Below are 23,076 nucleotides of genomic sequence, written 5' to 3'. Positions count from 1 at the left end.
CAGGCGTGAGGAGACTACGAGGGCCACCACCAGTCTATTCTCATCGTCATGCTGATTGCCTTCACCAAGCAACGCCTCCAGCTCACATGTGAAGGAAAACTCACGCCAGAGGCGTCGTACCTTCACGATACAAAACGTCCTATTAGAAGCGCAGAGCCCGAGGCTAGCACCTAATTACAAAAATATAGTGCTATGTCCGTATACCTCTAAGATAACAGATGAAGGCTAGCTTGTATTGATGCTTAAGGCGTACGTTTGCTTGCATTCAAATATGCCCGGGCTGGATCGAGTAACCAACGAAGTCGTGCCGTAGCTTTAGGATATTCAAGAAGAAGACCAAGTCCGTCATTCATGTTCCCTAATCCCCGGATAACAATGAATGCTGCGCTTGCAAACGTAAGAAATACTGTTAGCCCTTCGGGACGTATACTTGCGGTAGACACGAATACAGAAGTAGTGTAGCAGGCTAGGCATCCAATGAGAACCTCTAATATTCCATACAGGAACTGATTTAGCCTTTTGCCAGCGTGAGCGAGTACGGCAAACAAAATAGGAACTATGGCCACGATATATGGATATTGCCGCCATGCAGACTGTATCCATCCGACGATCAAGGACACATTCTGGACAAAGAGTGTGACAGCTATACCGGCGACAAAGGCAAGACTAATAAATTGGTTTCGTGCGTTGGTCTTCTCGCTAATGTATTCGGATGCTGCAGGGGATCGAAGTTCACCGGAAGACTTTGGATATTCAATGAGGATACTGGAGTCAGCGGCTGAAGCCCCAGCCCGATTCACAATTTCCGTTAATTTGCGATCATTAGAGACAAAAGTAACATCCTTCCCAGAGGTCATAGCATCAAAGACAGCGCCTATGGTAAGAACGTCATTAAAGTCCATTTTTCCTTGACCGAAGCTTTTAGGAAGGTTTTTGGTCGTTCCATGTACCAATACAACGTTGCCGCTGGTCTCGATTGCAGATGCGAGTATCTCAAAACGTGGCTGTTTAACCGATGCGTAGCGCAGCTCATCTACGACCGTTTGCGGAACAATGAATTCGACACCCTCCAGCTTGCTTTCCAAAAGCTCTGGGTGAGCAAGTAAGACGTTCGTGTCGAGGACGAGGGACTTCTGTTTCGTAGGCAAGTCAGCGATCCGCAGTCGATTGGCTAGACGGCTGGTTTAGCTTGCCCCGCTTTCCCGTCGAGAAGAACATTTAACGGATCGTCGTCGTGAACGCTTTCGACCGGGCATCCGACTGGCTGTGTCACGAGTGGCGGCGACCATATGCGGATACCCGAGTCAAACCGCTTTCGCGATTGACGGAGCGTGCGAAAAATGGCCGTTTGATGCACACCGCTAGCACCGGCTGAAAATGTAGATATCAGCGCTAATTGGCACGCGGCTGTCAGCGGTAAATGTCACCCTGCGTCCGCTTCGTCGGCCCTCTCGCTCGCAGGAAAGTGACGGTAGAAGGTCGAGAGGCCGATTTGGAGCAGTCTCGCGACCTTGGCGGGCTTATCTCCCGCCGCGAGCAGCTTGCGTGCGGTATCCAGCTTGTCAGGCGTCAGCGCCGATTTTCGACCGCTTCCGATACCGCCCTTCTTCCGTGCCGCTGCCAACCCGGCGATTGTCCGCTCCTTTATCAACTCGCGCTCCATCTCAGCCACGGAGGCGAGGATATGGAACAGGAGCCGCCCCGAGGCCGTGGACGTGTCGAAACCGTCCGTGAGCGATCGGAAGTCGATCTTCCGTGCCGAGAGGTCCGCAGCCAGCGTGATAAGGCCCTGGATCGAGCGGCCGAGCCGGTCGAGCTTCCAGACGACTATGCAATCGCCGGCACGCGCAAAGCGCAGGGCTTCGGCCAGCCCCGGTCGATCGGCCTTCGCGCCGCTTGCCTTATCGGTGAACAGCTTTTCGCACCCGGCTTTGTTCAGGGCGTCGGTTTGCAGTGCCAAGTCCTGATCGGCCGTCGAAACTCGCGCATAGCCAATCAGCATCTTTCCCGTTTTCCCATCGAAATTGGCGATTTCGGGAATCTTAAATCGGGAACAGATTTTGGGAAAGCGAAACCCACAGGCGTCCGTCAGCGCGATCGAGGCGGCGAGGTTCCCGCCAGACGTTCCTTTACGGGAACGCCAATCAGGCTCTGGTTAGCTCAGTTTTGCGCGTGATAGTCCAATGCTCCAGTCGTTTGTAGACGATCACCTTGTCGCCGAGCAGATCTCCATGCCGGCGACAGAAAAGGTCGAGCTGATCGTGATCGCCGACCAGTTCGACACAGATCGTCAGATGCGGATCGGCAATTTCCGAGCCGTTCTCCCGGATCGATTCGTGATTGCTGAAGCCGTAATGGGTATTTTGCGCGACGGCGTTGATGATGCAGTCCGCCTTCGCGGTGCGAATCAGCTCACGATAGAGCGGCTTTGCCCCCCAGAAGCGACGCGGGCCGATCTTGTCGGACGGTTTTAGATAGATGCGCAGCATCCCGACTTCGCGGTGATGGACAGTGAAACGGTTGGGCATGACGGGCTTTCGACAGGAAACAGGATCAGGCGCGCGTGCGCCGGCGAGAAGCGCGGTGCGTGCGGGCATCGCGCAGGGTCGCGTCGGGTGTGAGGTGTGCGGCAGGTACCTTTGGTACAGCGACGCGCTGCGACAGGTAGATGCCGTTGTGGCCTGAGCAGAGGTAGGCGACGAAGCACGCGACTGCGATCGGCACGGCATAGGTCGCGCCAAACAATTCGATCCCCATGAAGGTGCAGGCAAGCGGCGTGTTGGCTGCACCCGCGAACAGCGCGACGAAGCCGATCGCCGCGAACACCCCCGTCGGCACTCCAAATACGGGCGCGAGCGCATTGCCGAGCGCCGCGCCGATGAAGAACAGCGGGGTCACCTCCCCGCCTTTGAAGCCGGCACTTAGGGTGACGACGGTGAAAAGCAGCTTCAGCGCCCAGCTCCACGGGTACGTATTGGAGCCGAAGAAGCTGGCAATGGTCAGGCCACCCGGCGTTGCCGCCAGCGTGCCTAGGCCGAGATAATCTTGCGTGCCAAATAGCCAGACCAGCGCGATCACGGCCAAACCACCGATAACGGGTCGTAGTGGGCCATAGGGTATCACGCGCTTCAGCCATCCGCCGAGCGCATGGTTGGCCTCTGCAAAGGCCAGCCCGACCAATCCGAATACGACGCCCGCGAGGCTGGCTTTTGAGACGAGCGACGCGTCGACCGGCACCATCGCATCGACATGGTAGGCGCCGTGATGAATGCCCCAGGAAAGACAGGTCCAGTCACCCACCAGTGCCGCGACCAAGCATGGTACTAGCGCACGATACTCGACCCGGCCGATCGCCAGGACCTCCAGCGCGAAGACCGCGCCCGCGATCGGCGTCCCGAAGACCGCGCCAAAGCCCGCCGCGATTCCGGTCATCAGCAGGATGCGTGTCGCTTCCGCATCCAGCTTGAGTGCGCGGCCGAAGCCGCTGGAAAGGCTGCCGCCCAATTGCACGGCGGTGCCTTCACGCCCCGCCGATCCCCCGAACAGGTGCGTCACGACCGTGCCGAAGAAGATGAGCGGGGCCATGCGCAGCGGCACACCGCCCCCCGGTTCATGGATTTGCTCGACGATGAGGTTGTTACCGCCTTCGACCGAGCGCCCTGTCAGATGGTAGAGCAGTCCGACCATGAACCCGCCGATCGGCAGCAGGTAGAGCAGCCAGGGAAAGGCAAAGCGAAGCCGGGTCACGGCATCGAGGCTCCACAAGAAGGCCGCGCAGAGCGTTCCCACCGTTGCGGCCATCGGGACCAGGATCAAAGCCCACCGCAGCACCGACATGGCATGGGTGCGGCGATCGCGAATGAACGCTGCCATGTTGAACTGGTCGTAGAGATTGCGAAATGTCGCGCGCACGATTCCTCCTTGCTGCCTTGCGGCGCTTGGTAGGAATCATCGGCCCTTGCGAGGGCGGTTCGGCCGAATGGCCCGGCGGAAATCCATCGCCGTGCCCGAGCATATGATGTCCGACGGCGACCTGGTCAACCAACCGCAGGGTTGCGAAGGGACCATATGTCTTGGTGAAGATCGATAAAATGACTGCACCCATGGAATAAACCCCGACGGGCGTCGTCTACGCTTTCGAGACTGATGCGCCGGAGGCTTATGCGTAGACGAAATTGGATGCTGGGTCTGACTGCTTCGGCCATGCTCACCGGCGCAGTCGCGGCCGCCCCCGCCGATGGCTACGCCAGCATGGTATCTGCCGCGATGGACCGGATGATGGCGGGCATGATGGTCAAGCCGTCCGGCGACGTCGACCGCGACTTCGTCGCAATGATGCTTCCGCATCACCAGGGCGCCATTGATATGGCGGTGGCAGAGCTGCGCTACGGCCATAACGAGCAGCTCAAGCGCATTGCGCAGGAGATCATCATCGATCAGCAGCAGGAGATCGCCGCCATGAAGTTGGCGATCGGTCAGCCGCTACCCCCTTCGACGCCAGCCCCGACGCAGGGCGGCGACCACCACAGCCATATGGAGCACTGACATGATCCCGACCTTCCTGCGCTCGGCCGCCTTGCTGATGAGCGCCGCACCGGGCATTGCCATGGCCCAGCAGGCGCCGTGGAACGCCAAGGACGTGCCTGTCAGCCACCGCGACCGCGTCTATGCATCCGAACAATTCTCCAACACGGTGTCGGTGACGGACCCGGCCGACAACAGGTTGCTCGGCGTCATCAAGCTCGGCGATCCGCAGCCGATGAATTTTTCCCCGCTCTACAAGGGGCAGGTGCTGGTTCACGGCCTCGGCTTCTCGCCGGACGGGAAAACACTGGCGGTCGTGTCGATCGGATCCAACGCCGTGTCGTGGATCGACACCGCCACCAACACCGTCAAGCACACGACCTATGTCGGGCGCAGCCCGCATGAGGCGTTCTTCACGCCGGACGGCAAGGAGGTGTGGGTTACGGTACGCGGCGAGGATTACATCGCCGTGCTCGACCCCACGACGTACAAGGAGACCGGTCGCATCAAGACGCCCGGTGGTCCGGGCATGACGATCTTCTCTCCCGATGGCCGATACGGCTATGTCTGTTCCTCGTTCAATCCGGTGCTGGCCGTGTTCGATGTCTCGACCCACGCGCAGGTCGGACAGGTGGCGCAGCCGAGTCCGTTCTGTCCCAACATCGCCGCGACGCCGGACGGCAAGCAGGTGTGGTTCACGCTGAAGGACATCGGCAAGACGGTCGCATTCGATGCCAGGCCGCCTTTCGCGATCCTCAAGGTGCTGGATACCGGACCGATCACCAATCACGTCAACTTCGCCCGCACGGTCAGGGGACAGTTCGCCTATGTCACGGTGGGCGGGGAAAACGCGGTGAAGGTGTTCCGCACGTCCGACTTCGCGCTTGTCGCTACCATCCCGGTCGGCAAGATGCCGCACGGCGTCTGGCCATCGGGCGACGGCCGGCGCATCTATGTCGGGCTGGAGAATGCCGATGAACTTGCCGCGATCGACACCGCCGGCAACAAGGTCGTTGCCACCGTGCCGGTCGGACAGGCACCGCAGGCGATCGCCTATGTGCCGAACGCTATTCCGACAGGCCCCGGCACCGACAATCTCCAACCGCTCGGTACGGCAGGCAAGGCGGTGCATCTGAACATGGGGCCAGTTGGAGGCAATGGTGCGGCAAGCAGCATTACCCTCTTCGACCAGGGCATCATTCAGGTCGTGCAGAGTGCCGTTACCGGTTTGCAGCCCAAGAAGCCTTATATGCTCGTGCTCACCGCCAACGCGGACGGCAGCGGTGCGGTAGAGCCGCTTGCGAACTTCATGAGCAATCCGGCAGGTGCGGCGATCGTCAACGCATCGGGTCCGATCCGGCAGATCGTTCAGGGCAGTGCAGCGGCCCCCCGGCGCTTTCTGGCGGTCGCCGAGGTAGTGAATGGCGCACCGGGCCGCATCGTGCAGGTGCAGCGCGACTGAGATGGACCCGCTTGCCGCCGCGATCGAGCCCCTGGTCCCCGGTCTGCGCCGTTATGCCCGGTCGTGGTTGCGCGATCGGGCGATGGCGGATGACGTGGTGCAGGATTGCCTTGAGCGCGCGGTCGGGCGCTGGCGGCAACGACGCGGGACGGAGGTTCGCCCCTGGATCTATGCGATCCTGCACAATCTGTTGGTCGACCATCAGCGGCAGCATAGCCGGCGAGGTACGGCGGTTCCGCTCCACCTCGTGGACGACGCTGCGCTCGGCCACCCGGCCGATCAGGACGCAGGCCTGCACCACCGAGACCTGTTGCGCGCACTTGATGCGTTGCCCGAGGAGCAGCGGACGGTGCTGCTCCTCATTTCCGTCGAAGGTCTGTCATATGGGGAAGTCGCTGCCGTCGTCGGCGTGCCGCTGGGAACGGTGATGTCGCGCATATCGCGGGGGCGCGACCGTCTGGCGACGCTCCTCCAGGAGGATGAACGGCCACGATTAAGGAGTATTCGATGACCAGCCCGATCGGAGAAGACGATCTGGCCGCGTGGATCGATGGCAGGCTGTCGCCCGAGCGGCAGCGTCTGGTCGACGCTTACCTTGAAGGCCAGCCGGACGTGCATGCCCGTTTGCGGGAGCAGGCGGAGCAGGCGCGAGCCCTTGCGTCCCTGTTCGCTCCCATCGCGGAGGAACCGATCCCGGCGACGATGCGCGTCGCAGCCATCAGGGGACGGCAACGCCAACCGCCTTGGCAACTCGCCATCGCCGCGTCGCTTCTGCTGGCGGTCGGATTTGGCGGTGGTTGGTCGAGCGCGCGGTGGAGCGGCGAACCCCACGCGGGCATCGCGGCGCTGGCCAATGAGGCGAGCGACAATTTCCGTGTCTATGCCGCCGACCGGATCCGACCGGCGGAAATCGGCCCCGACCAGCGCGCCATGCTGATCCGGTGGACCTCCAGCCGATTGGGTGAGCGCGTGACCATCCCGGACCTTAGCACAGCGGGTTACCGCTATGGCGGGGGGCGATTGGTCGCGACGCCCCACGGCCCTGCGGCGCTGCTCCTCTATGATGGACCGCAAGCGTCGAAGCTCGCGGTGCTGACGAGGCCCATGCAAATCGACAAGAGCGCAAGCATGACCAGCACGTCCAGCGGGACCATGGGCCGGGTCACATGGGCGGTCGACGGGATCGGCTATAGTGTGGTGGGGGAGCGCCCCGCTGCCGAGCTGCATCCGATCGCCAACGAGGTCCGGCGCCAGGCCGATGCGGCGCTTGTGTCCTGATAGCGCGTGGCCGGTTCTCAGCGCGACAGGCACTGGGCGGACCAGCGGGATCACGGCTTGCGCTCGGCATCCTTCCGGTCGGCCTCTGCCGGAGTCAGCCTGGCCCGCTCGCGAATGCGACGTTCGAGCGGAGCGCCGACGAACAGTACGAGCATCGCAAGGCTCAACCCGCCGATGATGAGCGGCCACACCGCCAACCCTGCTGCCGCGCCGATCGTGGCTGTCACCCAGATGCACGCGGCGGTCGCCAGTCCATGCACTTCCTGACCTTGGCCGACCCGCAGCACCGCACCGGCACCGATGAAACCGACGCCAGACAAAATGCCCTGCATCGCCCGCCCTGCGGCATCGGCGTTCACATTCGGCAAGCCACTGTGCACGATCGCCTGCACGGCGATGCAGCTCGCCAGACCGACGAGGCCCAGCGTCCGCAAGCCCATGATCTGCCGGTTCTCGCGCGAGCGTTCCCAGCCGAGCACCATCCCAGCCGCGGTCGCCACCACCAGCCGCCCGATCGCGTCGATCCAAAAGCCGAGGTCCGATGCCGCTGATGCTTCGATCATTCGACCAGCACGTGCACATGATGCCAGGCGGTGCACAGATAGCCGGCGAAGTTCCACATCGTATCCGGCCGCTCGGGCTGACCCTGTCCAGTCTCGTCGAAGGCGCGCACGACAAGGTGCTGGCGCCCCTTGACGAGCGTGGCGTCGAGGGTCCAGCGCCGCCAACCCCAGTGCGCCTCCGGATCATCGGTGAACGTCGCCTGTTGCCAGTCGCGACCACCGTTTATCGACACTTCGACCCGAGAGACGCGGCGATCATAGGCGATGGCATAGCCCTCGATCCGCACCTCCCCGGCCGGCAGGCTTTCGCCAGAGCCGGGCACGCAGATCGCGGCGTTGAGCGGCATGGCATTGATGGTCAGACCCTGGCTCCAGTCGACGGTGTCGCTCGTCACATCGGCAGGAAAGAGCTTGTAGTCGTGCGCCTGGATCGGTGCGTCGGATGGCGTGTCGCGCACCTCGATCCGTGTCAGCCATTTGGCGCTCCGCACCCCGGCATAGCCCGGCACCACCATGCGGAGCGGTGCGCCGTGTTCGGGCGTCAGCGGCTCGCCGTTCATCGCCCAGGCAATGAGGACGTCGGGTTGCCGCGCCTTGTCCATGGCGATCGAGACCCCGAACAATGCTTCCTCGCCTTCGACGTCCACCTCGTCCGCGCCGGTGAACGCCACAAACAGGTCGGACGCATCCGGCGCACCGACGGCATCCAGTAGGTCGGACAGTCGTACGCCGGTCCATTCCGCATTGCCGATCGCTCCCACGTCCCAGGGGTCGCCGGACGTTTTTGCGACCGGCTGGAGATCCGTGCGCCGGTTGCCGGCGCACTGGAGAACTGCCGTCACCGTCCGCGTGGCCAACGCGCTCTTCAATTCCTCCACCGAGAAGGAGCGTCTTTCCATGCTCATCCCGCTGACCTCGATCCGGTGATCGGCAGGCAGATCAGGCACCGCACCATGGCTGCGCACGTAGAACAGCGCCTGCGGCGTCAGGAACCGCTCGATCAGCGCGCCGGGCGTCGGCTCGGCGTTGTAGGGCTCGGATTTGCGCTCGATCATATCAGTCATGGACGAACCAACGCCGCAAGCGCGCGGATCGCTTCAAGTCTTCAAGACTATCGCAGACGAAGGATTACCGATCGTTCCGGTATCCAGATTGAAATAAACAGATCAAACGGTTGGTCGTATCGATCAGAGTGCGCGATATAAGCTGCATGACCTTGGAGCAGCTCAGAATCTTTGTCGGTGTCGCCGAGCGCGAACACGTCACCAAGGCAGCGGAGGCGCTGAACGTCACGCAGTCTGCTGCGTCCGGCGCGGTCGCGGCTCTGGAGGCGCGCTACGGGGTTCCTCTGTTTCACCGTGTCGGGCGTGGCATCCAGCTGACCGAAGCAGGCCGCGGCTTTCTGGAGGAAGCGCGCGCGGTGCTGGGGCGGGCAGCGCATGCCGAGACGATGCTGGCGGACTATGCCGGGCTTGCCCGTGGTTCGTTGCGGATCGTCGCAAGCCAGACGATCGCGAGCTACTGGTTGCCGGCAAAGCTCGCCGCCTTCCACGAACGCCACCCGCAGATCGCGGTCGAACTGGCGATCGACAACACCGAAGGTGCGGCAGCGCAGATCCTGAGCGGCGCGGCGGAGCTCGGTTTCGTCGAGGGCGAGGTGGACGAACCGGCGCTCGCCCTCTGGAATGTCGGGCGTGACCCGATGGTGCTGGTCGGCCGTGAGGACGCCGGGCGCGTCGACGAGGACTGGCTTCGCGCTGAACGCTGGATCGTCCGCGAGCAGGGTTCGGGCACGCGCTCGACCTTCGAGGACGTGCTGCGAACGCGCGGGTTTGATCCGGCCCAGCTGACGGTAGCGATGACGCTGCCGTCCAACGAGGCGGTGCGTACCGCGGTCGAGGCCGGTGCCGGCGTCGCCGTATTGTCGCGATTGGTCGTCGCTCGTGCGTTGAAGGCGGGCGATCTGGTCGAGCTGCCGCTGGGGCTGCCCGATCGCGCCTTCCACGCGCTGCGCCACAAGGAACGCTATCGTACCCGCGCGGCGGACGCGCTGACGGACCTTATCAAGGAGCAGGTCGCATGACTGCCAAAACACCTCCGGTCCTGACCGGCCTCAAGCCGCTCAGCCGGCTCGACCATCCGCGCGAGATGATCCGCCAGTTCACGCCCAACTGGTTCGCCGCGACCATGGGCACCGGCATCCTCGCTCTCGCGCTGCCGCAGGTGCCCGGCATCGGCCCCGCGCTCAAACCGATTGGCGAGGTGTTGTGGTTCTTCAACATCGCGCTCTTCATCCTGTTCGCCGGTCTCTATGGCGCGCGCTGGGCGATGTTCGGGCATGAGGCACGGCGCATCTTCGGCCACAACACCGTGTCGATGTTCATCGGGACCATTCCGATGGGCTTGGCGACGATCATCAACGGATGCCTCGCCTTCGGGATCGTGCGGTTCGGTAACGGCATCGTGCCGGTCGCACACGTCCTGTGGTGGATCGACGTCGCCATGTCGCTCGCCTGCGGCGTGTTGATCCCCTACCTGATGTTTACCCGCCACGAGCACAGCCTGGACGGCATGACCGCGGTATGGCTGCTGCCGGTCGTCGCAGCGGAAGTGGCGGGTGCCAGCGGCGGGCTGCTCGCGCCGCATCTGGTCGATCCCCACGCGCAGATCGTGACGCTCGCGACCTCGTATGTGCTGTGGGCCTATTCGGTGCCGGTCGCGTTTGGCATCCTCGCTATCCTGATCCTGCGCATGGCGCTCCACAAGCTCCCGCACGAGAGCATGGCGGCATCATCCTGGCTCGCGCTGGGGCCGATCGGCACCGGGGCGCTGGGTATGCTGGTGCTTGGGGCGGATGCGCCGGCGATCCTCGCGGCGCACGGGCTGGTCGATGTCGGTACCGTCGCGCAAGGGATCGGCGTCGTCGTCGGGCTCTGCCTGTGGGGTTTCGGCCTGTGGTGGCTGGCGCTCGCGACGCTCATCACCATCCGCTACTGGCGCGCCGGCGTCCCATTCAACCTTGGCTGGTGGGGCTATACCTTCCCGCTCGGCGTCTACACCGTCGCCACCTTCCGCCTCGGTACGACGCTGAACCTCGGCTTCTTCGGTATCGTCGGCACGGTGCTGACGATCGCGCTCGCGGCGATGTGGCTGCTGGTCGGTGCCAAGACGCTCGCCGGAGCATGGCGCGGCAACCTGTTCGTCTCGCCCTGCATCGCTACCCCGAACTGATCCACCCTGATGATCGGATCAGTCGGTCCGATCACTTGCAGAACGCCGCTTCGATCCGCCAGCGTGGCTGGCCACAGGAGAGCCTTGTCATGGACAATTTTGACGCCGCGCTGGCGAGTAAAACCAGCCGTCGCCGCTTTCTCAGGCGTACGGCGCTCGGCACCGCCGGCCTTGCCGCAGCACCTGCGCTGGCGCAGCAGCTCGTCGACCTGAAGCTGCCTGGCGGCAATGCCGAGCGGCCGATGACCAGCGCCTTTCCTGGCAAGGGCAGCATGATCCTTCAACGCATCCATCCTCCGCTGTTGGAGACGCCGATGGACGTGTTCGACAAGTCGGTGTTCACGCCCAACGACCAGTTCTTCGTTCGCTGGCACTGGGCCGACATTCCAACCTCGATCGACGTCGAGAGCTTCCGCCTCAACGTCTTCGGCCACGTCAACCGACCGCTGTCGATCAGCCTTGCCCAACTGCTGCGCCTGCCGCGGGTCGAGATGGCGGCGATCAACCAGTGTTCGGGCAACAGCCGTGGGCTGTTCCAGCCCCGGGTCGCCGGCGCGCAATGGGGCAACGGCGCGATGGGCAATGCCAAATGGCTCGGCGTGCGCCTGCGCGACGTGCTGAACCTCGCGGGGGTCAAGGCAGGCGCGGTACAGGTGCGCTTCGGCGCGCTCGATCAGCCGGTTGTGGCGGGCGCCCCTGACTTCGAGAAGGCGCTCGACATCGACCATGCCCGCGACGGCGAAGTGATGATCGCCTTCGGCATGAACGGCGAGCAGCTGCCGCTCCTCAACGGCTTTCCCTGCCGGCTGATCGTCCCGGGCTGGTATTCGACCTACTGGGTCAAGATGCTGAACGCGATCGAGGTGCTGCCCGGCCCTGACGACCAGTATTGGATGGCCAAGGCCTACAAGATACCGGCGACACCCGGCGCGAATGTCGCGCCCGGTGCCAAGGACTTCCCGACCGTGCCGATCAATCGCATGATCCCGCGCAGCTGGATGACCAGCCTGCCGGATGGCCAGGCGATCGCCTATGAAGCGTCCATCCCGGTTGGCGGGATCGCGATGGGCGGCGACTGCGGCGTCGCCAAGGTCGATGTCTCATCCGATGGTGGCCGCACCTGGTACAGGACGACGCTCGGAGCGGACGAGGGCAAGTATAGCTTCCGGCGCTGGGATGGTCGCGTGCCGCTTAGGCGCGGTCCCAACCCCATCATGGTGCGCTGCTGGAACGCCAACGGTGTCGCTCAGCCGATGAAGCCGATCTGGAACCCAGGCGGGTTCATGCGCGGCAATATCGAGACCACCACCATCATCGCGGCCTGAGGAGCGAGTAGCATGAAGACCCCGTCTCCCGGTATCATGGCCGCTGGCCTGATCGGCCTGACCGGCATTATCCTCGTCTCGATCGGGGCGCCGAGCAGCCGCAAGGCGCCTGCCCCGATCTCCGAGACATCCGAGCCGGCACCGCCCACCAGCGTCTCAGCCCGCGGCTTTTCGCTCGCCTCGACCAGCGTCGACCTGCCGGTCGACGAAGCGACCTATCCCGATGGTCCGCACGCCAACGTCATCAACGCCAACTGCACTTCGTGCCACTCGGCCAGCATGGCGCTGACCCAGCCATCGCTATCGGCGGATCAGTGGAAGGCGACCGTCACCAAGATGCGCAAGGTGTACAAGGCCCCGGTGGCCGAGAAGGACGTCGACGCGATCGTCGCCTATCTCATCGCTATGCCGAGCCAGAAGGCGGCACCCGCGACAGGCAAGGCGCAGGATCCCGACCCCAAGGCGGCTCCCGGTGTCTCAGGTGGAACAGGCTAACCGATCTACTTCCATAATCCCGAAATACCATCGTCTTAGAAAAGCCGTTGGGAGACGATCCGTAAAAGCAATACGTCCGTCAGGTGGTTTGTGGGACCGGATCAGCCCGTGCCTGTCCAAAGCGCGCATAGAGTGTTGGCAGCACGAATAGAGTCAGCAACGTTGCGGAGATCAAGCCGCCTATCACGACCGTAGCAAGCGGCTTTTGCACTTCCGCCCCCGCGCCGTGCCCGAGCGCCATTGGGACGAACCCCAAGGATGCAACGAGCGCTGTCATGGCGACGGGGCGGAAACGGGTCAGAGCACCCTCCCTCGCCGCCTGCGCCCGCGCCATACCCTGCCGCATCAACTCCTGAATCGAGCTAACCATCACCAGCCCGTTCAGCACAGCCACACCCGACAGCGCAATGAACCCGACAGCGGCCGAGATTGAGAACGGCATGCCGCGTAACACGAGCGCGAGAATGCCGCCCACCAGCGCCAGAGGAACGCCGGTAAACACCAGGGCCGCGTCGCGGACGCTGCCGAGAGCACCATAGAGCAGCAACATGATGACCGCGAAGCAGATCGGGACGACGATCGTCAGCCGCTCGCGCGCCGCAGCCAGATTCTGAAACTGACCACCCCACTGGAGGTAGGTGCCGGGAGGGAGCGTGACTTGCGCGTCGATCGCGGCCTGCGCGTCAGCCACCACGCCAGCAACGTCGCGACCGCGGACATTGGCCTGCACCACGACGCGGCGCTTGCCGTTCTCGCGGCTGATTTGGTTTGGACCATCCCCGACAGCAACGTCCGCGACGCTCCCCAGAGGGACGTAGGAGCCGTTGGGCGTAGGAATAGGTATCTGCCCGATCGCCTGTAGGTCAGCCCGTGCGGTTTCCGCCAGGCGGATCACGACCGGGAAGCGCCGATCGCCCTCGAAGATCATGCCCGCCTCACGACCGCCAATCGTCGCGGCAACGGTATCTTGCACGTCGCCGGCAGTGACACCAACACGCGCCATCGCATCGCGGTTCGGCCGAATATCGAGCAGCGGCAGGCCCTCGGTTTGCTCAACTTGCACATCAGCCGCACCACGGATCTTGCGGAGGACTGCCGCAATTTGATTGGCGGTCGCGTTCATCTGCCCGAAGTCATCCCCAAACACCTTGACCGCCAAGTCTCCACGGACGCCCGCGATCAGCTCGTTGAAGCGCATCTGGATAGGCTGCGTGATCTCGTAGCCATTGCCGGGAATGGTCTTGAGCTTCTTTTCAAGGCGCTCGACCAGCTCAGTCTTAGGCAGGCTGGGATCAGGCCATTCGTCGCGTGGCTTGAGGATCACGAACGTGTCCGTCGCATTGGGCGGCATCGGATCGGAGGCGATTTCGGACGTGCCGGTACGCGAGAACGCGAAGCGAATTTCCGGCTCGCGAGCGATCATCTTCTCGACTGCAAACTGCATCTTCTGGCTCTGATTGACAGAGGTGCCCGCAGGCCGCCACGCCTGAACAAGGATGTTGCCTTCATCAAGCTGAGGCAAAAACTCTTGGCCCAGCGTCGAGAAGGCCAGGACAGCTGCTACCACAGCCACAACCGCAGCGCCGATCGTTATGCTCGGGCGTCGCATGGCGGCATCCAGGCCGGGTTCGTAGCGCTGTTTCAGCACTGCGATGACCCGGCTTTCCTTCTCATCCACGCGTCCGCCAATCCATGCCGCGATGGCGGCAGAGACGAATGTCAGGGACAGGATGAAGGCGAACACGAGCGCGATGATGACGGTAAGCGCCATCGGCTCGAACATCTTGCCTTCGACGCCCGAGAAGGTGAGCAGCGGGGCATAGACAAGGATGATGATCGCCTGCCCGTACACCGATGGGCGGATCATTTCGCGCGCGGACGCGGCGACGATCGCAAGCCGCTCCTCTAGCGAAAGGCGTTCGCCCAGCTCGTGTTGGCGTTCCGCTAAGCGGCGCAGGGCATTTTCTACAATGATGACTGCGCCATCGACAATCAGGCCGAAATCGAGCGCGCCGAGGCTCATTAGATTGGCCGACACCCCGGCACGTAGCATGCCGGCGCTGGTCAGCAGCACCGTGACAGGAATAACCAGGGCCGCGATCAATGCCGCCCGGATATTGCCGAGCAGCAGGAACAGCACGACGATGACCAGCACCGCGCCCTCCGCAAGGTTGCGGCCGACAGTCGCGATCGTGGAGTTCACGAGGTTGGTGCGATCCAGCACCGGCTTCACGATGATATCGGCCGGAAGCGAGCGGCTGATTGTTTTCAGGCGATCGGACACAGCCGTGGCGACGGTGCGGCTATTCTCGCCGATGCGCATGACAGCTGTGCCGACCACGACCTCGTGACCGTTTTCGGAAGCGGAGCCGGTGCGAATGCCGTGGCCTGCTTTGACGGTCGCGACCTGATCGAGCGTGATGGGGACGTTTTCGCGGGTCGCCACGACCGTCCGCGCCAGTTCGTTCGCGGTTCGCACGCGCGCGTCGGAGCGGACGAAAAGGCCCGCGCCGTTACTGTCCACGATGCCCGCGCCGATGCTGCTATTGCTGCGCTCCAATGCGGTCGCGAGGTCCTGTATCGTGAGGCGCAGCGCGGCTAGGCGTTGAAGGTCGGGCATGACGAGATACTGGCGATCGAACCCCCCAAGGGAGTCGATGCCGGCGACGCCGGCCGTACCCCGAAGTTGGGGAGCAACGATCCATTCCTGAACCGTATGCAGGTAAGTGGCCTTGTCATCTTCGCTGACCAAGTGCTCGCCTTCCGGCGTGATATAGCTGCCATCACGTTGCAGCCCCGGTTCCCCGTCGCGATGCCGGACCTTGTCCAACTCGCGAAGCTCGACCGTCCACATGAAAATATCGCCAAGGCCGGTAGCGATAGGCCCCATTTCCGGCATGATGCCTTGGGGTAGGCGTTCCTCCGCTGAACGCAGCCGTTCGGCCACCTGTTGGCGGGCAAAATAGATATCAGTGGCATCGGAAAATACGGCGGTAATTTGCGCAAAGCCGTTCCGGTTGAGCGAGCGCGTATATTCCAGACCCGGTATGCCAGCGAGCGAGGTTTCGATCGTAAATGATACTTGCCGCTCGATCTGATCGGGCGACAGAGAGGGGGCCATCACGTTGACCTGAACCTGATTGTTCGTGATGTCAGGGACGGCATCGATCGGAAGGCGTTGCAGCGCCAGAGCACCCACCAGGGCCGCGATCCCGGTGAAAAGCAGGACGAGCCAGCGGCGCTCGACCGCGAAAGTTACAAGACGGCCGATCATTGGATCAATCCATGTCCATTTCGCCGCCCTTGCCGAGTTCGGCTTTGAGCGTGAAGCTATTGGTGGTTGCGATACGCTCGCTGCCGGTCAGGCCAGAGGTGATGACGACCTGATCGCCGTTGCGACGCCCTGCCTGCACCGGAACGGCCTTGAAGCCGCTAGGCGTGCGCACGAACACGACCATCTTATTCTCTACCGATTGGACCGCCGTGGACGGCACAGTGATACTGTGATCCCCGATCGAGGGCAGCAGGATCGAGGCCGTGACGGGCTCCCCTACCCGCCAAGTGCCGCCCGCATTATCGAGGGAAGCGATAACCTGAACAAGCCGCGTGGTTTCATCGAGAGCGGGCGACACGAAGGTCACGCGACCTTCCTGCCTGCGGCCGGCCGAGGTGACTTCAACGCGTGTTCCAGGCTTTACCTTGCCGGCGTCAGCCGGTGAGAGTGACGCAGCGATGGTCACGCGCGAGAGGTTGGCGACCCGGTACAGCTCGCCGTCTGCCGCAACCGTCTGACCGAGCGTCGCCGATCGAGCGATGATCTGACCGGAAAGGGGCGAGCGGATCGCCACACGGTTCAGCGCACCCCCGCTCCCGCCTGTGGCCGAGAGCTGCTGTTGGGCGAGGCGGACCGCAATGTTGGCTTCGGTGGCAGCAGTTCGAGCGGCGATGAGATCCTGTTCCGGCGAGACGCGTTCAGCAAACAGACGTTGCTCACGGCGCAGGTTCGATTGTGCGAGCGCAGAGCGCGCGCGCGCGGCTTCAATCTCGGCGTTTAATGAGGCGGCCTCGCGACTTTCAATGATCGCAAGCGCATCGCCACGGCGCACCGATTGCCCGAGGTTACGGGTAAGGGAGACGACACGACCGCCGATCGTCGCGGATACGACCTGCACCCCTTGCGGATCACCCTGAACCAAGGCCGGCAGCTCGATTGCGCCGGCAACGCCGCCAATCGCAGGCCGACCAACTTCGATCCCGGCATCCGCGATTTGCTGGGCCGAAAGGCTTACGGCGTCTTTATCGGCAGGTTTGCCGGCTTCGCCTTTCTCGCCTTCGCCCTTTTCCATCCCTTCCATGCCGGCCATGTTGTCGGCCTTCTTTTCCCCGCCCCCGCCACAGGCAAGCAGCGTCAGGGGAAGCAGAGCGGATAGTACGACCCGCGCGCCGGTCTTCGTCATCATTGGTCCTTCGCCAGTTCGGGAGCGGCAGCGGTCAGCCGCTCAAGCCGGGCCTTTGCATCATGGTAGGTCGCCAGCGCATCGATCGCGGCCGTGCGGGTTTCAGACAGGGTGCGTTCGGCGTCGAGAAGATCGAGTTGGCCGAACTTGCCTTCACGGTAGCCGATGCGGGCAATGCGCGCGGCTTCCGTCGCTGCTGCCAGGACCGGCCCACCCGTGGTTCTAGCGGTCGTCGCGGCATTTGCCACTTCCGCTTCCGCGCTGGCTATCGACTGCCCCGCATCCAGCTCAGCCGCGCGTCGCATCGCGTCCGCCTGATCGCGTTGCGCCCGCGCCTGAACGACCGACGCCCGGCCGTTGTTGAACAGTGGAAGCGGTATCGAGAGGCCGACGACCGCAGCCATATCGTTCGACGCATCGAGCCGGCGTGCGCCGGCATTGACGGTCACGTCGGGGATGCGTTGGGAGCGAGCAAGCCGCACTTGCGCATCTGCCGTCGTCACTGCGGCTCGCGCCGCAGACAATGCCAGCGTGCCGCCCGGACTGGCCGCGATCGAGGGGCCGTAACCTTGCACGCGATCGAACCAGGCAACGTCGAGCGGGCCGGTTACGGGCTGACCAATACGCCGGGCGAGATTGCCCCGCGCGACTTCCGTCAGGCGCTGCGCACGTTCAACCGCAGCTTCGGCATTGATGCGCAACACGTCGGCACGCTGTTGCTCTAGCGGCGATGCCCTGCCCGCGCGTACCCGAATGCCCGCCGCGCGGGCCGCCTCCCCGGCAATGCCGGCTTGCTCGCGCGCAGTCGTGATGCGACGCTCGGCTGCTACGGCTTCGATATACGCCTGTGTTACAGCGAGCCGAATATCGGCCGTAGCAATAACCAGGGCGAGCCGAGCTTGCTCCCCTTGTGCGTTGGCAACACCGACCCGCGCGGAACGCTTGCCGCCAAGCTCGATAGGTAGAGCAACACCGACTGTAGCTTCCGCGCTACGAAGACCGCGATATGCCCCCGAACCCCCAAAATATTCCAGACCGCCATTCAGCGTAGGGTTAGGGCGCAGCCCCGCTACATCGCGCGCCGCACCTGTTGCCCGAACGCCGGCCTGCGCTGCTTCTAGCGACGGTGCTGACGCTTCCGCCAACGCCAGTATTTTTTCTAGCGTCAGTACCGGGGTGACCGTCGCTTCGGAACCGGTTTGCGATTGGGCGTGCGCTACGCACGGAACGACGGCGACGACCGCGATCAGGACGAAGGGCAACCGGTGCCGGAGCTTCATAGGGTAAGTCATTATGACGACGGCCTTGCCGTTGATTGGAGTTCGCGCCGCGCATTGCGGATAATTTCGTAGGCCGAATGCAGGAACAGGAGCGCGATGACGCCGGCAACGACCAGATCGGGCCAAGCCGCACCGGTCCAGCCAACAAGGGCGGCTGCGATGATCACCGCAACATTGGCAATCGCGTCGTTACGGCTGAACAACCAAATAGCGGTGACGTTCGCATCCCCTTCGCGAAATCGCGATAGAACTAGTGCAGCCGTCACGTTCACTATGAGCGCAACGATCCCGATAGCGCCCATCAATTCGGCTTCTGGCGCAATTGCATTCATCGCACGCCAAAGGGCGAAGGCGATGACACCTATCCCGAGCGCGCCAAGGAATATGCCCTGTGTAAGCGCAACCTGAGAACGGGCACGAGCGGTCCATCCCAGCGCAATCAATCCGAGGAGCGAGATGCTGCCGTCCCCGATGAAATCGAGGGCATCGGCCTTCAATGCCTGGCTGTCGGCAAGGAACCCCCCGACGATTTCAGCCAGACCAAAGCCCAGATTAAGCAGAACGACGATCCACAATGCGCGCCGATATGCGGGATCGCGCTCCGCTCGTTTGGTATCACCGGAACAACCGCATGAAGAGGATTCACTTGCACTCATATCGTGCCTCTACGATCTACAGTCACTGTAGGAGCAAGCGGTTTCTAGTGGAGTGGCAACGTGTTGATGATCGGCGATTTGGCAAAGCGGACAGGGACCAAAATCAACACCATCCGATTCTATGAGGAAATCGGCCTCATGCCCGAAGCGCTCCGCACGTCTGGAGGCCGTCGCACCTATGGAGAGGGGCAGGTTCGCCAGCTTGGCTTCATCCGCCATGCCCGGGAACTAGGATTTTCAGTAGATGAAATCCGATCGCTTATTGCCCTGTCTGCCGATCCCGATCAGGACTGCAACCAGGCCGGCGCCATCGCCCGTCGGCATCTCGCCAGCGTGGAGGATCGTATCACACGCCTTGTCGCGCTTCGCGACGCATTGAGTGCTGCAACACGATCCTGCGATGGCGGACGCATCGCCGACTGCCGGGTAATGGAAGCGATTACTGCCGTGCCCAACTAATGCCACGGTTGAACGAGGATAAATATTTCTCTCATGACGCGTGCGACGCGGCTTGGGATGCTTGGGTGTTCCCATTTTTTAATCGTTTACGGACGCGCTGGTAAGCGGCCCGTTCCATTCTTGGATAGCTATGTAGTCGATCAGTAGCCGTGGCGTGGCGGCGTATCGCAGCCGGCTAATAGATAGGGGCGGTTGCCCGCCCCTATCCAGCTTTTAGCCGTGCTTCATGCCGCCCTTGGCATGATCGCAGCAGTCAGCAGCCTTGGCTTTTGCGCCATCCTTGCAGCAGTCCGCACCGTCCTTGCAGCACGCCATGTCGGCGCAGCAATTGGCGACAGCGGCGAATGCGCCAGTCGACAGGGTGAGGGCGAAGGCAGCGCTGATGAGCTTGAACTTGGTCATGATATTCTCCGAAATTTACGTGTGATGGTGTTCGACGTCACACGGTTTGCGGAGGGGGTGTGGCCGGAGCGTATGCCATGCCCAAAAGGCCGGTCTGTGGAGCCGGCCAAGGCGATAGACGGGAGGACGGAACCAGCCCGACATGCTCTACGGTTTCGCCGGCAACCGCAACGCACGGTATGGCGCAGGCCGACGCAGGGGCCTTTTTGATGGGAGCGCCTGCTGATTTGCTGGCGCAGTCCATCATAGCGGACGCAGCCGGAGGCGCGGCCATCGCCATCGTCTCGCAGAGCGGGCCAAGCCGGACCAGCAACATCACCGCCAGGACGAAAAACGCCATGGAATGCAATATCTTGGAGAGTGGGCGAGCCCGGCGTTTCATTGGATGCGTCTAGAAGCACGCTCGGTGACGCACAATGTCTCAGGAGCGGTTTGCCACACCAAGCGAACTTTACTCGCCTTTCCGGTACGTTGGCGAGATTGCGATGCTCGAAAGGTCTGTGGCGCTATCGATCGGCATGCCTGCCTCCTTTCGCTCGGAATAGCGATCGACAAGCTGCGTGGTGTGCGGGCGTAGCAAGATCGTGAGGCGCACCAGCTCTTCCATCACGTCGACGATCCGATCGTAATAGCTGGACGGCTTCATCCGGCCGGCGTCGTCGAACTCGTTGAACGCCTTGGCGACCGACGACTGGTTCGGGATCGTGACCATCCGCATCCAGCGGCCCAGCACGCGCAGCGTGTTGACGCTGTTGAACGACTGCGATCCGGCCGACACCTGCATGACGGCGAGCGTTCGCCCCTGGGTCGGCCGCATACCGCCCATCGACAGGGGCAGATGATCGACTTGCAGCTTCATGATGCCAGTAATCTGGCCGTGCCGCTCGGGGCTGCACCACACATGCCCTTCCGACCATATCGACAGTTCCCGCAGCTCGTGGACGGCGGGGTGATCGTCTCCCGTCACCTGATCTGGCAGCGGCAGCGTGGCGGGGTCAAAAATGCGTGTCTCGCAGCCGAAGAATTGCAGCAGGCGCGCCGCTTCCTCGACGCAAAGCCGGGAAAAGGATTGCTCCCGAAGCGATCCGTAGAGCAGCAGGATGCGCGGGGGAGGATCATCGACCCCTAACCCGAGGGCGGGACGCTCGAGCGCATAGCGGCGATCGAGGGCGGGCAGATGGTCAGGATTGGAGAGCGTGCGAAGCGGCATTACAGGCTGAGCCTTATGGCGAGGGCGGCGAGTGTCACCAACAGCACCGGAATCGTTAGCGTCGCGCCAACCTTGAAGTAATAGCCCCAGCCGATCCGGATGCCCTTTTGCCCGAGGACATGCAGCCAGAGCAGCGTTGCGAGCGAGCCGATCGGCGTAATCTTCGGGCCGAGGTCGCACCCGATCACGTTGGCGTAGATCATCGCTTCCTTGATCGCGCCCGTGGCGTGCGTCGCGTCGATCGACAGCGCGCCCACCAGAACGGTCGGCATGTTGTTCATCACCGACGACAACAGCGCGGCGATGATCCCTGTCCCGAACGCTGCGCCCCACACGCCGCCTTGCGCGGTGCGATCGAGCAGGCCGGCAAGATGACCGGTCAGCCCCGCGTTTCGCAGGCCGTAGACGACCAGGTACATGCCGAGCGAGAAGATCACGACCTGCCACGGCGCGCCGGCCAGCACCTTGCGCGTCTGGATGACGTGGCCGCGCGCGGCGATGATGAGCAGAAGGACTGCGCCGGCAGCGGCCACGGCGCTGACCGGTACGCCGAGGGGTTCGAGCAGGAAGAAGCCGGCGAGCAGCAGGACGAGAACGACCCAGCCTGCCTTGAACGTGGCACGGTCGCGGATCGCATCACCGGGCGCACGGAGCTGCGCCACATCGTAGCTCACAGGTATGTCACGCCTGAAGAACAGCAGCAGCGCGACCAGTGTCGCGGCGATCGACGCCAGATCGACCGGCACCATCACCGAGGCATAATCGGCAAAGCCGATCCGGAAGAAGTCGGCCGACACGATGTTGACGAGGTTGGAGACGATGAGCGGCAGACTGGCGGTATCGGCGATGAACCCGGCCGCCATCACGAACGCCAGCGTCGCCTTGTCCTTGTATCCCAGCGCGCGCAGCATCGCGATGACGATCGGCGTCAGGATCAGGGCAGCGCCATCATTGGCGAACAGCGCCGACACCGCCGCGCCGAGCAGCACGATCAGCACGAACAGCCGGCGGCCATGCCCCCGGCCCCAGCGCGCCACATGGAGCGCCGCCCATTCGAAGAACCCGGCTTCATCGAGCAACAGGCTGACGATGATGATCGCGACGAACGTCGCGGTCGCATTCCAGACGATACCCCACACCACCGGTACGTCGGCGAGCGAGACGACACCGACAAGCAGCGCGATTGCCGCTCCGCCTAGTGCGCTCCATCCGATGCCGAGGCCCTTGGGTTGCCATATGACGAGCGCGATCGTGGCGACGAAGATAGCGAGCGCGAGCAGCATCAGGCGATGCGCTGACCCGAGGCATCCACGACCTTTTCGCCGTCTTCCTTGGCAAACGCACCCTGTTGCGGCTCGGGCAGCAGATCGAGGACCACTTCCGAAGGTCGGCATAGCTTCACGCCGAGCGGCGAGACGACCAGCGGCCGGTTGATGAGAACCGGATGCGCCATCATTGCGTCCACCAGCGCGTCGTCGGACAGCGACGTGTCGCGGAGGCCCAGCTCAGCATAGGGGGTGCCTTTCTCACGCAGCAGATCGCGGGGCGTGATCCCGGCGCGATCGATCAGCTCGACCAGCAGCGCGCGCGATGGCGTCGTCTTCAGATATTCGACCACATGCGGCTGGATGCCGGCATTGCGGATCATCGCCAGCGTGTTGCGCGACGTGCCGCAATCGGGGTTGTGATAGATCACGATATCGACGGCCGGGCCAGTCCGGGTCATGGGCGTCC

The 23,076-nt window shown here is 63.1% G+C and carries 23 protein-coding genes and 1 riboswitch; of the genes, 9 read left to right on the top strand and 14 right to left on the bottom strand.

Annotated features, from left to right (window positions below; translation table 11 throughout):
- Nucleotides 1-242: 242 nt before the first annotated feature.
- From LRA87_RS18255 to LRA87_RS18240, 4 genes are all read right to left on the bottom strand, one after another.
- Nucleotides 243-1,148 (bottom strand): PIN domain-containing protein, encoded by a 906-nt coding sequence (locus LRA87_RS18255; RefSeq protein WP_268934886.1) that lies wholly within the window; start codon nucleotides 1,146-1,148, stop codon nucleotides 243-245.
- A 275-nt stretch (nucleotides 1,149-1,423) separates the two neighbouring features.
- Entirely contained in the window at nucleotides 1,424-2,002 is a 579-nt protein-coding gene (locus tag LRA87_RS18250; RefSeq protein ID WP_230782533.1) for a recombinase family protein, read from the bottom strand.
- Between the two features lie 142 nt (nucleotides 2,003-2,144).
- Nucleotides 2,145-2,528 (bottom strand): DUF190 domain-containing protein, encoded by a 384-nt coding sequence (locus tag LRA87_RS18245; RefSeq protein ID WP_055756328.1) that lies wholly within the window; start codon nucleotides 2,526-2,528, stop codon nucleotides 2,145-2,147.
- Between the two features lie 25 nt (nucleotides 2,529-2,553).
- Nucleotides 2,554-3,912 carry a voltage-gated chloride channel family protein gene (locus LRA87_RS18240; protein ID WP_041394249.1) on the bottom strand — a complete coding sequence of 453 codons (1,359 nt, stop codon included), beginning with the start codon at nucleotides 3,910-3,912 and terminating at the stop codon, nucleotides 2,554-2,556.
- Nucleotides 3,913-3,935: 23 nt separating this feature from the next.
- Nucleotides 3,936-4,012, bottom strand: a riboswitch (Fluoride riboswitch).
- A gap of 167 nt (nucleotides 4,013-4,179) precedes the next feature.
- Here LRA87_RS18240 and LRA87_RS18235 point away from each other — a divergent pair.
- From LRA87_RS18235 to LRA87_RS18220, 4 genes are read left to right on the top strand one after another with little or no spacing between them, the layout of a single operon-like run.
- Nucleotides 4,180-4,545 carry a DUF305 domain-containing protein gene (locus LRA87_RS18235; RefSeq protein WP_229668351.1) on the top strand — a complete coding sequence of 122 codons (366 nt, stop codon included), beginning with the start codon at nucleotides 4,180-4,182 and terminating at the stop codon, nucleotides 4,543-4,545.
- A gap of 1 nt (nucleotide 4,546) precedes the next feature.
- Nucleotides 4,547-5,986: a YncE family protein gene (locus tag LRA87_RS18230; protein ID WP_041394247.1), complete on the top strand. Its 1,440-nt coding sequence runs from the start codon at nucleotides 4,547-4,549 to the stop codon at nucleotides 5,984-5,986.
- A 1-nt stretch (nucleotide 5,987) separates the two neighbouring features.
- Entirely contained in the window at nucleotides 5,988-6,497 is a 510-nt protein-coding gene (locus tag LRA87_RS18225; protein ID WP_041394245.1) for an RNA polymerase sigma factor, read from the top strand.
- On the top strand, nucleotides 6,494-7,264 hold the full coding sequence (locus LRA87_RS18220; RefSeq protein ID WP_052075881.1) for an anti-sigma factor family protein: 771 nt from the start codon (nucleotides 6,494-6,496) through the stop codon (nucleotides 7,262-7,264). The genes LRA87_RS18225 and LRA87_RS18220 overlap by 4 nt, the downstream gene beginning before the upstream one ends.
- 50 nt (nucleotides 7,265-7,314) lie before the next feature.
- Here the strand turns inward: LRA87_RS18220 and LRA87_RS18215 are convergent, their stop codons facing one another.
- Both LRA87_RS18215 and LRA87_RS18210 read right to left on the bottom strand, forming a co-directional pair.
- The gene (locus tag LRA87_RS18215; protein WP_052075880.1) at nucleotides 7,315-7,827 is read right to left on the bottom strand and encodes an MgtC/SapB family protein; all 513 of its coding nucleotides are present in this window, start codon (nucleotides 7,825-7,827) and stop codon (nucleotides 7,315-7,317) included.
- Nucleotides 7,824-8,891 carry a sulfite oxidase gene (locus LRA87_RS18210; RefSeq protein WP_041394301.1) on the bottom strand — a complete coding sequence of 356 codons (1,068 nt, stop codon included), beginning with the start codon at nucleotides 8,889-8,891 and terminating at the stop codon, nucleotides 7,824-7,826. Before LRA87_RS18210 ends, LRA87_RS18215 begins: the two co-directional genes overlap by 4 nt.
- Nucleotides 8,892-9,037: 146 nt before the next feature.
- On the opposite strand from LRA87_RS18210, the gene LRA87_RS18205 reads away from it, so the two are divergent.
- The 4 genes from LRA87_RS18205 to LRA87_RS18190 all read left to right on the top strand — a co-directional run bounded on the left by LRA87_RS18205 (nucleotide 9,038) and on the right by LRA87_RS18190 (nucleotide 12,878).
- Nucleotides 9,038-9,910, top strand: coding sequence for a LysR family transcriptional regulator (locus LRA87_RS18205; RefSeq protein ID WP_041394299.1), 873 nt, complete (start codon nucleotides 9,038-9,040; stop codon nucleotides 9,908-9,910).
- Entirely contained in the window at nucleotides 9,907-11,058 is a 1,152-nt protein-coding gene (locus tag LRA87_RS18200) for a TDT family transporter (protein WP_041394297.1), read from the top strand. Before LRA87_RS18205 ends, LRA87_RS18200 begins: the two co-directional genes overlap by 4 nt.
- 89 nt (nucleotides 11,059-11,147) lie before the next feature.
- Nucleotides 11,148-12,383: a molybdopterin-dependent oxidoreductase gene (locus tag LRA87_RS18195; protein ID WP_041394295.1), complete on the top strand. Its 1,236-nt coding sequence runs from the start codon at nucleotides 11,148-11,150 to the stop codon at nucleotides 12,381-12,383.
- Between the two features lie 12 nt (nucleotides 12,384-12,395).
- The gene (locus LRA87_RS18190) at nucleotides 12,396-12,878 is read left to right on the top strand and encodes a c-type cytochrome (RefSeq protein ID WP_041394294.1); all 483 of its coding nucleotides are present in this window, start codon (nucleotides 12,396-12,398) and stop codon (nucleotides 12,876-12,878) included.
- A gap of 79 nt (nucleotides 12,879-12,957) precedes the next feature.
- On the opposite strand, the gene LRA87_RS18185 is transcribed toward LRA87_RS18190, so the two are convergent.
- The 4 genes from LRA87_RS18185 to LRA87_RS18170 are packed head-to-tail and all read right to left on the bottom strand — an operon-like array spanning nucleotide 12,958 to nucleotide 19,271.
- A complete protein-coding gene (locus tag LRA87_RS18185) occupies nucleotides 12,958-16,152 on the bottom strand; it encodes an efflux RND transporter permease subunit (protein WP_230782530.1) in 3,195 nt (1,064 codons plus the stop codon).
- Between the two features lie 4 nt (nucleotides 16,153-16,156).
- Nucleotides 16,157-17,338 (bottom strand): efflux RND transporter periplasmic adaptor subunit, encoded by a 1,182-nt coding sequence (locus tag LRA87_RS18180; RefSeq protein WP_156340141.1) that lies wholly within the window; start codon nucleotides 17,336-17,338, stop codon nucleotides 16,157-16,159.
- Complete coding sequence (locus LRA87_RS18175; RefSeq protein WP_041394291.1) at nucleotides 17,335-18,615, bottom strand: TolC family protein; 1,281 nt, start codon at nucleotides 18,613-18,615, stop codon at nucleotides 17,335-17,337. The genes LRA87_RS18180 and LRA87_RS18175 overlap by 4 nt, the downstream gene beginning before the upstream one ends.
- 11 nt (nucleotides 18,616-18,626) lie before the next feature.
- Nucleotides 18,627-19,271, bottom strand: a complete 645-nt coding sequence (locus tag LRA87_RS18170) for a cation diffusion facilitator family transporter (protein ID WP_041394289.1) — start codon at nucleotides 19,269-19,271, stop codon at nucleotides 18,627-18,629.
- A gap of 66 nt (nucleotides 19,272-19,337) precedes the next feature.
- On the opposite strand from LRA87_RS18170, the gene LRA87_RS18165 reads away from it, so the two are divergent.
- Nucleotides 19,338-19,730: a MerR family transcriptional regulator gene (locus LRA87_RS18165; protein WP_081974598.1), complete on the top strand. Its 393-nt coding sequence runs from the start codon at nucleotides 19,338-19,340 to the stop codon at nucleotides 19,728-19,730.
- Nucleotides 19,731-19,943: 213 nt separating this feature from the next.
- Here LRA87_RS18165 and LRA87_RS18160 read toward each other — a convergent pair whose 3' ends face one another.
- The 4 genes from LRA87_RS18160 to arsC form a co-directional block, all read right to left on the bottom strand.
- Nucleotides 19,944-20,132 (bottom strand): hypothetical protein, encoded by a 189-nt coding sequence (locus tag LRA87_RS18160; protein WP_041394287.1) that lies wholly within the window; start codon nucleotides 20,130-20,132, stop codon nucleotides 19,944-19,946.
- Between the two features lie 451 nt (nucleotides 20,133-20,583).
- On the bottom strand, nucleotides 20,584-21,342 hold the full coding sequence (gene arsH / locus LRA87_RS18155) for an arsenical resistance protein ArsH (protein WP_230782528.1): 759 nt from the start codon (nucleotides 21,340-21,342) through the stop codon (nucleotides 20,584-20,586).
- Nucleotides 21,342-22,625 (bottom strand): arsenic transporter, encoded by a 1,284-nt coding sequence (locus tag LRA87_RS18150; RefSeq protein ID WP_230782526.1) that lies wholly within the window; start codon nucleotides 22,623-22,625, stop codon nucleotides 21,342-21,344. Before LRA87_RS18150 ends, arsH begins: the two co-directional genes overlap by 1 nt.
- Nucleotides 22,625-23,068 (bottom strand): arsenate reductase (glutaredoxin), encoded by a 444-nt coding sequence (arsC, locus tag LRA87_RS18145; protein WP_230782524.1) that lies wholly within the window; start codon nucleotides 23,066-23,068, stop codon nucleotides 22,625-22,627. The genes LRA87_RS18150 and arsC overlap by 1 nt, the downstream gene beginning before the upstream one ends.
- Between the last annotated feature and the right edge of the window lie 8 nt (nucleotides 23,069-23,076).

Origin of the sequence: Sphingomonas sp. Leaf37 (assembly GCF_920939475.1) — a bacterium.
In the GTDB taxonomy this organism is placed as follows: domain Bacteria; phylum Pseudomonadota; class Alphaproteobacteria; order Sphingomonadales; family Sphingomonadaceae; genus Sphingomonas.
This window is presented reverse-complemented; position numbering and strand designations above follow the sequence as displayed.

What these genes read in the sequence shown, in the direction of transcription:
- LRA87_RS18200 (WP_041394297.1), top strand. Translation starts at nt 9,907, where the DNA reads ATGACTGCCAAAACACCTCCGGTCCTGACCGGCCTCAAGCCGCTCAGC.
- LRA87_RS18210 (WP_041394301.1), bottom strand. Translation starts at nt 8,891, where the DNA reads ATGACTGATATGATCGAGCGCAAATCCGAGCCCTACAACGCCGAGCCG.
- LRA87_RS18195 (WP_041394295.1), top strand. Translation starts at nt 11,148, where the DNA reads ATGGACAATTTTGACGCCGCGCTGGCGAGTAAAACCAGCCGTCGCCGC.
- LRA87_RS18225 (WP_041394245.1), top strand. Translation starts at nt 5,988, where the DNA reads ATGGACCCGCTTGCCGCCGCGATCGAGCCCCTGGTCCCCGGTCTGCGC.
- LRA87_RS18245 (WP_055756328.1), bottom strand. Translation starts at nt 2,528, where the DNA reads ATGCCCAACCGTTTCACTGTCCATCACCGCGAAGTCGGGATGCTGCGC.
- LRA87_RS18180 (WP_156340141.1), bottom strand. Translation starts at nt 17,338, where the DNA reads ATGATGACGAAGACCGGCGCGCGGGTCGTACTATCCGCTCTGCTTCCC.
- LRA87_RS18185 (WP_230782530.1), bottom strand. Translation starts at nt 16,152, where the DNA reads ATGATCGGCCGTCTTGTAACTTTCGCGGTCGAGCGCCGCTGGCTCGTC.
- LRA87_RS18160 (WP_041394287.1), bottom strand. Translation starts at nt 20,132, where the DNA reads ATGACCAAGTTCAAGCTCATCAGCGCTGCCTTCGCCCTCACCCTGTCG.
- arsC (WP_230782524.1), bottom strand. Translation starts at nt 23,068, where the DNA reads ATGACCCGGACTGGCCCGGCCGTCGATATCGTGATCTATCACAACCCC.
- arsH (WP_230782528.1), bottom strand. Translation starts at nt 21,342, where the DNA reads ATGCCGCTTCGCACGCTCTCCAATCCTGACCATCTGCCCGCCCTCGAT.
- LRA87_RS18175 (WP_041394291.1), bottom strand. Translation starts at nt 18,615, where the DNA reads ATGAAGCTCCGGCACCGGTTGCCCTTCGTCCTGATCGCGGTCGTCGCC.
- LRA87_RS18190 (WP_041394294.1), top strand. Translation starts at nt 12,396, where the DNA reads ATGAAGACCCCGTCTCCCGGTATCATGGCCGCTGGCCTGATCGGCCTG.
- LRA87_RS18220 (WP_052075881.1), top strand. Translation starts at nt 6,494, where the DNA reads ATGACCAGCCCGATCGGAGAAGACGATCTGGCCGCGTGGATCGATGGC.
- LRA87_RS18170 (WP_041394289.1), bottom strand. Translation starts at nt 19,271, where the DNA reads ATGAGTGCAAGTGAATCCTCTTCATGCGGTTGTTCCGGTGATACCAAA.
- LRA87_RS18205 (WP_041394299.1), top strand. Translation starts at nt 9,038, where the DNA reads ATGACCTTGGAGCAGCTCAGAATCTTTGTCGGTGTCGCCGAGCGCGAA.
- LRA87_RS18235 (WP_229668351.1), top strand. Translation starts at nt 4,180, where the DNA reads ATGCTGGGTCTGACTGCTTCGGCCATGCTCACCGGCGCAGTCGCGGCC.
- LRA87_RS18250 (WP_230782533.1), bottom strand. Translation starts at nt 2,002, where the DNA reads ATGCTGATTGGCTATGCGCGAGTTTCGACGGCCGATCAGGACTTGGCA.
- LRA87_RS18165 (WP_081974598.1), top strand. Translation starts at nt 19,338, where the DNA reads ATGATCGGCGATTTGGCAAAGCGGACAGGGACCAAAATCAACACCATC.
- LRA87_RS18215 (WP_052075880.1), bottom strand. Translation starts at nt 7,827, where the DNA reads ATGATCGAAGCATCAGCGGCATCGGACCTCGGCTTTTGGATCGACGCG.
- LRA87_RS18150 (WP_230782526.1), bottom strand. Translation starts at nt 22,625, where the DNA reads ATGCTGCTCGCGCTCGCTATCTTCGTCGCCACGATCGCGCTCGTCATA.
- LRA87_RS18230 (WP_041394247.1), top strand. Translation starts at nt 4,547, where the DNA reads ATGATCCCGACCTTCCTGCGCTCGGCCGCCTTGCTGATGAGCGCCGCA.